Source organism: Proteus sp. G2609, assembly GCF_963896135.1.
GTDB lineage: Bacteria > Pseudomonadota > Gammaproteobacteria > Enterobacterales > Enterobacteriaceae > Proteus > Proteus mirabilis.
The window spans coordinates 17,380-31,063 of the sequence record NZ_CAWQNB010000028.1; the positions used below are offsets into that span (position 1 = coordinate 17,380).

Here is a 13,684-nt window from a genome sequence, read left to right on the forward strand (position 1 = left end):
TATTTATATTTAAAACTAATGCAGTATCAATTAGTTATTTGATGAACCGCCGAAACCTGCATTCAGCAATTCTGCTAAGTTAGCAGAAGCTTCATCTGCACTGATTGTTGCTTCAGTTTCATCCGTTGGCAGTTGTTGTTGACGACGTTGGATACGATCCTGATGGTACGCAAAACCAGTACCTGCAGGGATCAGACGACCCACAATAACGTTTTCTTTTAAACCACGTAATTCGTCACGTTTACCTGCAACAGCAGCTTCAGTCAGTACGCGTGTTGTTTCTTGGAACGATGCCGCAGAGATGAAAGACTCAGTAGCCAGTGATGCTTTCGTAATACCTAATAGGTCACGAGAGTATGTTGCTGGTACTTTACCTTCTTCTTCTAAAATACGGTTCGAAACTTTAACACGAGCGTATTCAACTTGTTCACCTTCAAGGAATTCAGAGCTACCGGCATTTTCGATAGTCACTTTACGTAGCATCTGACGAACGATAACTTCAATGTGTTTATCGTTAATCTTAACCCCTTGTAAACGGTAAACTTCCTGTACTTCATTAGTGATATAGCGAGTAACCGCATGAACACCACGTAAGCGCAGAATGTCATGTGGTGATTCTGGACCATCGGAGATAACATCACCGCGTTCCACAACCTCACCTTCAAATACGTTAAGTTGACGCCATTTAGGGATCATCTCTTCGTATGCATCGCTACCATCTAATGGAGAAATAACTAATCGACGTTTACCTTTCGTTTCTTTACCGAAAGAAACAATACCGCTGATTTCAGCAAGGATTGCAGGCTCTTTCGGACGACGAGCTTCAAACAAGTCAGCAACGCGTGGTAGACCACCGGTAATATCTTTAGTACCACCAGATTCTTGAGGAATACGTGCTAACGTATCACCCGCATTAATAGCAACGCCATCATCTAATTGAACGATAGCTTTACCTGGCAGGAAGTACTGTGCCGGCATATCTGTATTCGGGATTAATACATCATTACCTTGTGCATCGGTGATGCGCAATGCTGGACGTAAATCTTTACCGCTACCAGTACGCTCTGCAGTATCCAGAACAACCAGTGAAGAAAGACCGGTTAATTCATCCGTTTGACGAGTAATGGTTTGACCATCAACCATGTCAGCAAAACGGATAATACCAGAAACTTCACTCACCACAGGCATGGTATGTGGATCCCAGTTAGCAACTGTTTCGCCACCATTTACAGCTTCGCCATCACCTTTCGATAATTGAGCACCATAAGGTACTTTATAGCTTTCTTTCGTACGACCGAATTCGTCAATGAGACGTAATTCTGTATTACGAGAAGTAATCACTAACTTACCAGTAGTGTTGGTGATAAATTTCGCATTGATCAATTTCAGTGTACCTTTATTACGTACCTGAATGCTTGATTCTGCTGCCGCACGGGATGCCGCACCACCGATGTGGAACGTACGCATCGTTAACTGTGTACCTGGCTCACCGATTGACTGTGCTGCGATAACACCGATGGCTTCACCTTTGTTGATAATATGACCACGAGCAAGGTCACGACCATAACATTTAGCACATACACCAAAGTCTGTGTCACAGGTTACAACTGAACGAACTTTAACGCTGTCTACTGAGTTTTCTTCTAACAGATCACACAGTTTTTCGTTTAACAGCGTATTACGTGGAACAAGGATATCTGCAGTACCTGGTTTCAGGATATCTTCTGCCGTTACCCGTCCTAATACACGCTCACGCAGTGGCTCTTTAACATCTCCACCTTCAATGACCGGAGTCATCATTACACCTTCGGTTGTACCACAGTCGCTTTCTGTTACGACAAGGTCTTGTGCAACGTCAACTAAACGACGAGTCAAGTAACCGGAGTTTGCTGTTTTCAGTGCGGTATCCGCCAAACCTTTACGAGCACCGTGGGTTGAGATGAAGTACTGGAGTACGTTCAGACCTTCACGGAAGTTCGCAGTGATTGGGGTTTCGATAATGGAGCCATCTGGCTTAGCCATCAGACCACGCATACCCGCTAACTGACGGATCTGAGCTGCAGAACCACGAGCACCGGAGTCAGCCATCATAAAGATGCTGTTGAAGGAAACTTGTTGTTCTTCTTCACCATCACGGTTGATCACAGTTTCTGTAGACAGATTTTCCATCATCGCTTTAGCTACGCGTTCATTCGCAGCAGCCCAAATATCGATGACTTTGTTGTAACGTTCACCCGCTGTTACCAGACCGGATTGGAACTGTTCCTGAATTTCTGCAACTTCTGCTTCTGCCTCGGCAATGATCTCTGCTTTTTTCGCAGGGATAACCATGTCATCGATACCTACTGAAGCACCAGAACGTGCTGCGTAAGCAAAACCGGTATACATGATTTGGTCAGCAAAAATAACTGTTGGCTTTAAGCCCATTACGCGGTAGCAGGTATTCAGCATTTTAGAAATAGCTTTTTTACCTAATGGTTGGTTAACCAGTGCGTAAGGTAGGCCTTTTGGTACAATCATCCATAAAATAGCACGACCAACTGTAGTGTCTTTTAAGCTAGTTTCAGTGGTGATATTACCTTCGCCATCTTTGATCTCTTCAGTGATACGTACTTTAACACGCGCGTGTAAAGAGGCTAAACCTGCGCGATAAACGCGTTCAGCTTCTTTTGGACCACTTAACACCATGCCTTCACCTTTGGCATTGATGCAATCACGAGTCATGTAGTAAAGACCTAATACCACGTCCTGTGAAGGAACGATAATTGGGTCACCACTTGCTGGAGACAGAATATTGTTAGTTGACATCATCAACGCGCGAGCTTCTAACTGCGCTTCTAATGTCAATGGAACGTGAACCGCCATTTGGTCACCATCGAAGTCGGCGTTATATGCCGCACAAACGAGTGGGTGTAACTGAATAGCTTTACCTTCAATCAGGATTGGTTCAAACGCCTGTATACCTAAACGGTGAAGTGTCGGTGCACGGTTTAGCATAACTGGGTGTTCACGGATAACTTCATCTAAGATATCCCAAACTACCGCTTCTTCACGCTCAACCATTTTTTTAGCGGCTTTAATTGTTGTCGCTAAACCACGGGTTTCCAGTTTTCCGTAAATAAATGGTTTGAATAATTCAAGTGCCATTTTTTTCGGCAGACCACACTGATGCAGACGCAGGTATGGACCAACGGTGATTACAGAACGACCAGAATAGTCAACACGTTTACCTAACAGGTTTTGACGGAAACGACCTTGTTTACCTTTGATCATATCAGCCAAAGATTTCAGAGGACGTTTGTTAGAGCCTGTAATTGCACGACCGCGACGACCGTTATCTAATAACGCATCAACAGACTCTTGTAACATACGTTTTTCGTTACGTACGATAATGTCTGGAGCTGCTAAATCTAGCAGGCGTTTTAAACGGTTATTACGGTTGATAACGCGACGATATAAATCGTTCAAGTCAGAAGTCGCAAAACGACCACCATCAAGTGGAACCAGTGGACGTAAGTCTGGTGGTAACACTGGCAGTACAGTTAAGATCATCCACTCAGGTTTATTGCCTGATTGCATGAATGCTTCAAGTAACTTGATACGTTTAGTCAGTTTCTTACGTTTAGTTTCAGAGTTAGTCTCATTTAACTCTTCACGTAGCGTTTCACACTCTTGTTCCAGATCCATGCTCTGTAACAAGTTCTGAACAGCTTCAGCACCCATCTTCGCATCAAATTCATCACCGAATTCTTCTAATGCATCGAGGTATTGCTCTTCTGTTAAGATTTGGCCACGTTCAAGGCTGGTCATACCGCCTTCAACAACAACATAAGATTCAAAATACAGTACACGTTCAATATCGCGCAGTGGCATATCCAACAGCAGACCGATACGGGACGGCAGTGATTTCAAGAACCAGATGTGCGCCACTGGAGAAGCTAATTCGATGTGACCCATACGTTCACGACGAACTTTAGTTTGTGTGACTTCAACGCCACACTTCTCACAGATAACACCACGGTGTTTTAAACGTTTGTATTTACCACACAAACATTCGTAATCTTTTACTGGTCCGAAAATACGGGCACAGAAAAGGCCGTCACGTTCTGGTTTGAACGTACGGTAGTTAATTGTTTCTGGCTTTTTAACTTCACCAAATGACCATGAACGGATCATATCAGGTGATGCCAGAGCAATTTTGATCGCATCAAACTCTTCGGTCTTGGTTTGCGCTTTCAGAAACTTTAATAAGTCTTTCACGAAATGGCTCCTGTCGGAGTTAGACCTGCCAGGCAAATGACCCCTGTCATTCACCCCTTTAAACCAGTGTAGTCACTGTTTAGCAGACTGCCATATTTAGCAGTCTGCTTTCATGGAATACGTTATTCGTCTTCCAATTCGATGTTGATACCCAGTGAACGGATCTCTTTCAACAATACGTTGAACGACTCAGGCATACCTGGTTCCATCTGATGGTTACCATCAACAATGTTTTTGTACATTTTGGTACGACCGTTAACGTCATCCGACTTAACAGTAAGCATTTCTTGTAGCGTGTAAGCCGCACCGTATGCTTCCAGTGCCCATACTTCCATCTCCCCGAAACGCTGTCCACCAAACTGTGCTTTACCACCAAGAGGTTGCTGAGTAACTAAGCTGTACGAACCGGTAGAACGGGCGTGCATCTTGTCATCAACTAAGTGGTTCAGTTTCAGCATGTACATGTAACCTACAGTTACTGGACGTTCGAATTGTTCACCTGTACGACCATCGAAAAGTGTAATCTGACCAGAAGTTGGAAGATCTGCTAATTTCAGCATCTCTTTAATTTCCATCTCTTCTGCACCATCGAACACAGGTGTTGCAGTTGGCATACCTTTTTTCAGGTTCTCAGCCAAACGTAACACTTCTTCATCACTGAAGGTGTCCAAATCAACTTTCTGACGAGGTGCCATACCCAGATCATAAGCTTTCTGGATAAATTCACGTAACTTAGCCACTTCTTGTTGCTGTTTCAGCATCGCATTGATTTTATCACCGATACCTTTAGCAGCCATACCCAAGTGAGTTTCAAGGATCTGACCAATGTTCATACGTGATGGTACACCCAGTGGGTTCAGTACGAGGTCAACAGGATTACCGTTTTCATCGTATGGCATGTCTTCAATTGGGTTAATCTTAGAGATAACACCCTTGTTACCATGACGACCCGCCATCTTATCACCAGGTTGGATCTGACGTTTAACAGCCAGATAAACCTTAACAATCTTCAATACACCCGGTGCTAAATCATCACCTTGAGTGATCTTACGACGCTTAGCTTCCAGTTTCTTCGCGAATTCAGCTTTCAGTTCATCATACTGTTCAGCTAATTGTTCTAACTGGTTTTGCTTCTCTTCATCAGCAAGACCCAGTTCTAACCAACGTTCACGAGGTAGTTTATCTAATTTGTCAGCTTCAATACCGCCGGCAATCAGAACGCCACGAATACGTGCAAAAAGACCCGCTTCAAAGATACGTAACTCTTCTGTTAAGTCTTTTTTAACTTCACGTAATTGTGATTCTTCGATTTCTAATGCACGTTTGTCTTTTTCTACGCCATCACGGGTGAAGACTTGTACATCAATAACTGTACCAGACACACCGTTAGGAACACGCAGAGAAGAATCTTTAACATCAGATGCTTTTTCACCGAAGATAGCACGTAGCAGTTTCTCTTCTGGAGTCAGTTGAGTTTCACCTTTCGGTGTTACTTTACCTACCAGAATATCACCGCCTTTCACTTCAGCACCGATATAAACGATACCTGATTCATCCAGTTTAGATAACGCAGCTTCACCAACATTAGGAATATCTGCAGTGATCTCTTCAGGCCCTAACTTAGTATCACGAGACACACAAGCAAGTTCTTGAATATGGATAGTTGTGAAACGGTCTTCTTGAACAACACGCTCAGATACAAGGATGGAGTCCTCGTAGTTATAACCATTCCATGGCATAAATGCCACGCGCATGTTTTGACCTAATGCAAGTTCACCAAGGTCTGTTGATGGACCATCGGCAAGTACATCACCACGTTCAACAGGTTCACCTAAAGAAACACAAGGTGTTTGGTTAATACATGTGTTTTGGTTAGAGCGGGTATATTTAGTTAAGCTGTAAATATCAATGCCTGCTTCACCAGCATAAGTCTCATCTTCGTTTACTTTGATAACGATACGAGAAGCATCAACATACTGAACAGTACCACCACGTTTTGCTACCGCAGTAACACCGGAGTCAACCGCTACAGCACGTTCCATACCTGTACCTACCAGTGGTTTATCACCACGAAGTGTAGGAACAGCCTGACGTTGCATGTTCGCACCCATCAATGCACGGTTGGCGTCATCGTGTTCAAGGAATGGGATCAGTGAAGCACCGACAGAAACAACCTGTTGAGTTGAAACGTCCATGTACTGAACTTGATCACGACTAAATAAACTTGACTCACCTTTATGACGGCAAGTTACTAATTCTTCTACGAAGTGGCCATCATCATCTAATACGGAGTTAGCCTGAGCAATGATGAAGTTACCTTCTTCAATTGCAGACAGATAGTGGATTTCATCTGTTACAGCGTTGTTTTCTACAACACGGTAAGGCGTTTCTAAGAATCCGTACTCGTTAGTCTGTGCATAAACAGATAATGAGTTAATCAGACCGATATTTGGACCTTCAGGTGTTTCGATTGGACACACACGACCATAGTGAGTTGGGTGTACGTCTCGAACTTCGAAGCCTGCACGTTCACGAGTCAGACCACCAGGGCCTAATGCAGAAATACGACGTTTATGGGTAATTTCTGACAGCGGGTTGTTCTGATCCATAAACTGCGATAACTGGCTAGAGCCAAAGAACTCTTTAACTGCAGCAGAAATCGGTTTTGCGTTGATCATATCTTGTGGCATTAATGCATCAAGATCACCTAAAGATAGACGCTCTTTAACTGCACGTTCAACACGCACCAGACCAACACGGAATTGGTTTTCAGCCATTTCGCCAACAGAACGAATACGACGGTTACCTAAGTGGTCGATATCGTCCACTTCACCTTTACCATTACGGATATCAATCAGTTTTTTCATCACTTCAATGATATCTTCTTGGCTTAAGATGCCAGAACCTTCAACTTCTTCGCGACCTAAAGAGCGGTTGAATTTCATGCGACCAACCGCAGAGAGATCATAACGATCTTCTGAGAAGAATAAGTTCTCAAATAAGTTTTCTGCCGCTTCGCGAGTTGGTGGTTCACCAGGACGCATCATGCGATAGATTTCAACTAATGCGCTTAAACGATCGTTGGTAGGATCGACGCGGATAGTTTCTGAAATATAAGCACCATGATCTAAATCGTTGGTAAACAGTGTTTCAATGGTTTTATGACCAGCTTGACTTAAGCGAGCTAACACATCTAAAGAGATTTCCATGTTAGCAGCACAAATCAATTCACCTGTCGCTTCATCAATATAGTCACGAGCCACTACTTTACCTGCGATGTATTCAACAGGTACTTCGATACGCTCAATTTGTTCTTTTTCTAACTGACGAATATGACGAGCAGTAATACGGCGACCTTTTTCGACATAAACTTTGCCGTTTGCTTCAATATCAAATGAAGCTGTTTCACCACGCAGACGCTCAGGAACTAACGTCATCATCAGTTTATTATTACTGATTTCAAACGTTGTTTTCTCGAAGAACAGATTTAAGATGTCTTCGGTGCTGTAGTTCATTGCGCGTAAAATGATAGTCGCTGGTAATTTACGACGACGGTCAATACGGACAAAAAGATTATCTTTAGGGTCGAATTCGAAGTCTAACCATGAACCACGATAAGGAATAATACGTGCGTTATACAGTACTTTACCTGAAGAGTGCGTTTTACCTTTATCGCTATCAAAGAACACACCAGGGCTACGATGTAACTGGGAAACAATAACACGCTCAGTACCATTGATAACAAAAGTACCATTATCGGTCATTAATGGGATTTCACCCATATAGACTTCTTGTTCTTTGATGTCTTTAACGGTGCCTTCTGGGGCTTCACGTTCATAAATGACCAGACGCAGTTTTACACGTAATGGTGCAGAATAAGTTACACCACGGATCTGACATTCTTTAACATCAAAAACAGGCTCGCCAAGGCGGTAGCTGACATATTGCAGTTCAGCATTGCCGCTGTAGCTTTGGATTGGAAATACGGAACGGAAAGCCGCTTCCAGCCCATTTTGACCATCAGGATCTTGCTCGATAAACTTCTGGAACGAGTCAAGTTGGATAGAAAGGAGATAGGGAACATCCAGAACTTGTGGACGTTTACCAAAATCCTTACGAATACGTTTTTTCTCGGTATAGGAGTAAACCATAGGGTTCCTCAGCTCGCTGAAAAGTGACCCACTCTGCCTGCCCTTGTTATTAAGGGTGACACGACATTCATCTAACACTGTTTTTTTGTAGGTAGGAAAATAAAATTTTCCATAATACTTATTGCTATTACTCTTAAATCATTTCATTGCATTGCGCACACTACCGAGCTTTTGGAAAAACGTGGATCGTAGTGGCTAACACAGTATATTAAGTCGTCAATAGCAAAAAATATTGAGGTAAAGAGGAAGCCAAAAAAGTGTGAAAAAGCTACTCTTACCTTACAGCGCAAAAAGGCTGGTGACCAAAAAATCACCAGCCATCAGCCGTTAGGCTGCTCTCTGGGAAGTTAAATTACTTAACTTCAACCTCAGCACCTGCTTCTTCCAGAGCTTTCTTCAGAGCTTCAGCATCATCTTTGCTTACGCCTTCTTTCAGAGCTGCTGGAGCAGATTCTACTAAGTCTTTAGCTTCTTTCAGACCAAGACCGGTAGCGCCACGTACTGCTTTGATTACTGCTACTTTGTTACCGCCGATACCTTTCAGGATAACGTCGAATTCAGTTTTTTCTTCAGCAGCTTCTGCTGGACCCGCAGCAACAGCAACAGCTGCAGCAGCAGATACACCGAATTTTTCTTCCATCATAGTGATCAGTTCAACAACGTCCATTACAGACATTTCAGCAACTGCATTTAAGATATCGTCTTTAGAGATAGACATAACAATTGTTCCTAAAATTCAGAAAAAGTTTATACGTAGTAAAGCAACGAAGGAAATTGGCTATTAAGCAGCTTCTTTCTGATCGCGCAGTGCAGCCAGAGTACGAACCAGTTTGCCGGCAGCGGCTTCTTTCATGGTTGACATCAGGCGTGCGATTGCTTCTTCGTAAGTTGGTAGTGTAGCCAGGCGATCAATGTTTGAACCTGGGATAAACTCACCTTCAAAGGCAGCCGCTTTAATCTCGAATGCTGGGTTCGCTTTCGCGAAATCTTTGAACAGACGAGCTGCAGCGCCCGGGTGTTCAGAAGAGAAAGCAATCAAGGTAGGACCAACAAATGCGTCTTTCAGCACTTCATAAGAAGTACCTTCAACAGCGCGACGTAGCAATGTGTTACGTACTACACGTACAGTAACACCAGCTTCACGACATGCTTTACGCAGTTCAGTCATTTTATCTACAGTTACACCACGGGAATCCGCAACAACTGCAGACAGCGCGCCTTTGGCAACTTCGCTGACTTCAGCAACAATCGCTTGTTTGTCTTGAAGATTTAGTGCCATTAGCTTCTTGCTCCTGGATTAACCGAGTAAAAACTCGGGACTCACATCACTTATTGCCACAATGGAAATAAGCGCTAAAACACGGTGAGCAGAATCCAGAATATAAAATTCTTTTTGGCTCTCTCACCGTCTACGCAGGAAAATTAAGTAATTACTTACACCTGCGGTCTTGGACGGGGTCTGGATAGGCCAGACTCCAACCGAATTTGGGAATTTAGTTATGTTGACTCACATTCAAAATACAACATAGCTAAACTCAAGGCGTCAAATTCTATACAAATTTGACGCCAAGGTAAAGTCTTTTATGACTTTTAGTCTAATCGAGGATTAAACTGTCGCGCTTAAGCTTGCTTGATCAATAGCAACACCTGCACCCATAGTGGTAGACAGGCTTACTTTCTTGATATAAACGCCTTTAGCTGAAGATGGTTTTGCTTTTTTCAGCGCAACCAGCAGAGCTTCTAAGTTTTCTTTCAACTGAGCTTCGTTGAAATCAACTTTACCGATAGTGGTATGGATAATACCATTTTTGTCGTTACGGTAACGAACCTGACCAGCTTTAGCATTTTTAACAGCTTCAGCAACGTTAGGTGTTACAGTACCCACTTTCGGGTTTGGCATTAAGCCACGTGGACCAAGGATTTGGCCTAATTGACCAACAACGCGCATTGCATCTGGAGATGCAATTACAACGTCAAAGTCCATTTCGCCAGCTTTAACTTTAGCAGCTAAGTCATCCATACCGACTAATTCTGCACCAGCTTCTTTAGCAGCTTCTGCATTTGCACCTTGTGCGAATACAGCAACGCGAACTGAACGACCAGTACCGTGTGGCAGAACAGTAGCACCACGAACGTTTTGGTCTGATTTACGAGCATCGATGCCGAGGTTAACAGCAACATCAACACTTTCAACAAATTTAGCTGTAGCTAACTCTTTCAATAAAGCAACTGCTTCATTGATTTCGTACTGTTTCACTACATCTACTTTTTCACGGATATTGCGCATGCGCTTGGTTAGTTTAGCCATCAGATTAGTCCTCCACTACCAGGCCCATGGAACGAGCAGTACCTTCAATTGAACGCATCATAGCTTCAACATCAGCACCAGTCAGATCCGCAGCTTTAGTTTCTGCAATTTCACGAACTTGAGCAGTAGTTACTTTACCTACTTTCTCTTTGTTCGGTTTGCCAGAACCTGATTTCACGCCCGCCGCTTTCTTCAGCAGAATCGCTGCTGGAGGAGTTTTAGTAACGAAAGTGAAAGAACGGTCTGCGTAAACTGTAATAACAACAGGGATTGGTAAACCTTTTTCTACGCTTTCAGTTTTAGCGTTGAATGCTTTACAGAATTCCATGATGTTAACACCTTGTTGACCCAGAGCTGGACCAACTGGTGGACTTGGATTAGCCATACCTGCTGCAACTTGCAGTTTGATATAGGCTTGGACTTTCTTAGCCATTAATTAATTCCTCAATGTGGGTATATCGCCCGGCTAGGGCTCCCCGATTTACTTTGCTTTGTCTCATGACAAAACAACTCAAAACGAAAGGTGGAAAATTGTAGTGAACTTTTCCACCTTTTGCAAGAAAGGCGAGTAAAAAGGTTTAACCTTTTTCAACCTGACTAAAGTCTAATTCCACTGGGGTCGCACGACCAAAGATAGAAACAGACACTTTCAGGCGACTTTTCTCGTAATCAACTTCTTCAACAACACCGTTAAAGTCAGCAAATGGACCATCACTAACACGAACCATTTCACCTGGTTCAAACAGTGTTTTAGGACGTGGTTTGTCACCAACTTGTTGTAGACGATTCATGATCGCATCAACTTCTTTATCACTAATTGGTGCAGGTCTGTCTGAAGTACCGCCAATAAAACCCATGACTCTTGGCACATTACGCACAAGATGCCAAGTTGCATCATTCATGACCATTTGGACAAGAACATAGCCTGGGAAAAATTTACGCTCACTTTTACGGCGCTGTCCGCTACGGATCTCAACAACTTCTTCTGTTGGAACCATAACTTCGCCAAATGAGTCTTCCATTTCGTTTAATTTGATATGTTCACGCAGAGACTGTGCTACACGGCCTTCGAAGCCTGAAAAGGCTTGAATAACATACCAGCGTTTTTTAGGAGAATCAGTCATGAACACCTCACAGGCCAGTAATAAATGAAACTAAACGAACCAGAATGCCATCCAGTCCCCAAAGAACCAATGACACAATAGCCGTCACCGCAGCAACGATTAATGTTGTCTGCAATGTTTCTTGACGCGTTGGCCATACTACCTTACGCATTTCAATTCGAGCTTCGCGAGCAAATGCTAGTGTTGCTTTACCTTGTGTTGTCCACAACGCAACTCCGCCCGCAGCCGCGAACAGAATAACAACCGCTAAAGCCCGCAACGCAAGGTTAAATTCACGATAAAGATAGTTGCCACCCACTGCTACTACCAGCAATAAGACGGTAATGATCCACTTAGCGATATCACCACCGCGTTTGCTATCTTGAGCTCCGCTATTCGCACTCATAAATTAACCTGTCCATATGATGTAAATAAATAGCCAGCTTGCCTCGCAAGAGCAAAACAAATCAGACTAACCATAAATAAACTATGATTGCATCTGACACAGCGTCATATCTCTATGACATTCGTATCTGCAAGATACTGGACTCAATTCGTTGTATCAGAGCCTATCTCACCAATAATTTCCAGAAAACTAGTGATGAGATAGGTTCTTTTTCAAACAACGCATAAAAAGGGCATCAATTGATGCCCTTCTTTAGGAAAATTACCGAGTAATTAACCTAATACTTTAGCAACAACACCCGCACCTACTGTACGGCCACCTTCACGGATTGCGAAGCGTAAACCTTCGTCCATTGCGATTGGGTGGATCAGTTCAACGATCATGTTCACGTTGTCGCCTGGCATTACCATTTCTACGCCTTCTGGTAATTCGATAGTACCAGTTACGTCAGTTGTACGGAAGTAGAACTGTGGACGGTAGCCTTTGAAGAATGGTGTGTGACGACCACCTTCATCTTTGCTCAGAATATAAACTTCTGATTCAAATTTGTTGTGTGGGTTGATTGAGCCTGGTTTCGCCAGTACTTGTCCACGTTCGATTTCTTCACGTTTTGTACCACGCAGTAGAACACCTACGTTCTCACCTGCACGACCTTCGTCAAGTAATTTACGGAACATTTCAACGCCAGTACAAGTTGTTTTGGTGGTTTCTTTGATACCAACAATCTCAACTTCATCACCTACTTTGATGATACCACGCTCTACACGACCAGTAACTACTGTACCACGGCCTGAGATTGAGAATACATCTTCGATTGGTAACAGGAATGGTTTGTCAATTGCACGCTCTGGCTCTGGGATATAAGAATCCAGTGCTTCTGCTAATTCAACAATTTTTGCTTCCCACTCTGCTTCGCCTTCCAGTGCTTTCAGCGCTGAACCACGGATTACTGGAGTGTCATCACCTGGGAAATCGTATTGAGACAGAAGTTCACGAACTTCCATTTCAACTAATTCTAACAGCTCTTCATCATCTACCATGTCACATTTGTTCAGGAATACGATGATGTAAGGAACACCAACCTGACGACCTAACAGGATGTGCTCACGAGTTTGTGGCATTGGACCATCAGTTGCTGCTACTACCAGAATAGCTCCGTCCATTTGCGCAGCACCAGTGATCATGTTTTTAACATAGTCGGCGTGACCTGGGCAGTCTACGTGTGCGTAGTGGCGAGTTGGAGTATCGTATTCTACGTGTGAAGTAGAGATGGTGATACCACGCGCTTTTTCTTCTGGCGCATTATCGATTTGGTCGAATGCACGAGCAGCACCACCGTAAGTTTTAGCTAAAACTGTAGTGATTGCAGCAGTCAGAGTTGTTTTACCGTGGTCAACGTGGCCGATAGTACCAACGTTAACGTGCGGTTTTGAACGTTCAAATTTTTCTTTAGACA

Annotated in this window: 9 protein-coding genes; all 9 read right to left on the reverse strand. The window is 43.4% G+C overall.

The genetic code is table 11. The annotated features are described in order from the left end of the window. Positions 1-30 precede the first annotated feature (30 nt). Positions 31-4,260, reverse strand: coding sequence for a DNA-directed RNA polymerase subunit beta' (gene rpoC / locus AACV01_RS08220; protein WP_161682688.1), 4,230 nt, complete (start codon positions 4,258-4,260; stop codon positions 31-33). Between the two features lie 122 nt (positions 4,261-4,382). Beyond that, entirely contained in the window at positions 4,383-8,411 is a 4,029-nt protein-coding gene (gene rpoB / locus AACV01_RS08225; RefSeq protein WP_004246906.1) for a DNA-directed RNA polymerase subunit beta, read from the reverse strand. Positions 8,412-8,763: 352 nt separating this feature from the next. Beyond that, positions 8,764-9,129, reverse strand: a complete 366-nt coding sequence (gene rplL, locus AACV01_RS08230) for a 50S ribosomal protein L7/L12 (RefSeq protein ID WP_004246905.1) — start codon at positions 9,127-9,129, stop codon at positions 8,764-8,766. Positions 9,130-9,192: 63 nt separating this feature from the next. Continuing rightward, the gene (gene rplJ / locus AACV01_RS08235; protein WP_004246904.1) at positions 9,193-9,690 is read right to left on the reverse strand and encodes a 50S ribosomal protein L10; all 498 of its coding nucleotides are present in this window, start codon (positions 9,688-9,690) and stop codon (positions 9,193-9,195) included. Positions 9,691-10,017: 327 nt separating this feature from the next. Beyond that, positions 10,018-10,719, reverse strand: a complete 702-nt coding sequence (gene rplA, locus AACV01_RS08240; protein ID WP_004246903.1) for a 50S ribosomal protein L1 — start codon at positions 10,717-10,719, stop codon at positions 10,018-10,020. A 4-nt stretch (positions 10,720-10,723) separates the two neighbouring features. After that, positions 10,724-11,152: a 50S ribosomal protein L11 gene (gene rplK, locus AACV01_RS08245; protein WP_004246901.1), complete on the reverse strand. Its 429-nt coding sequence runs from the start codon at positions 11,150-11,152 to the stop codon at positions 10,724-10,726. Positions 11,153-11,297: 145 nt separating this feature from the next. After that, entirely contained in the window at positions 11,298-11,843 is a 546-nt protein-coding gene (gene nusG / locus AACV01_RS08250) for a transcription termination/antitermination protein NusG (protein ID WP_004246900.1), read from the reverse strand. 7 nt (positions 11,844-11,850) lie between these two features. Next, the gene (gene secE / locus AACV01_RS08255) at positions 11,851-12,228 is read right to left on the reverse strand and encodes a preprotein translocase subunit SecE (protein WP_004246899.1); all 378 of its coding nucleotides are present in this window, start codon (positions 12,226-12,228) and stop codon (positions 11,851-11,853) included. A gap of 272 nt (positions 12,229-12,500) precedes the next feature. Beyond that, the coding region (tuf, locus tag AACV01_RS08260) for an elongation factor Tu (RefSeq protein ID WP_046335386.1) at positions 12,501-13,684 on the reverse strand (1,184 nt) is incomplete at its 5' end.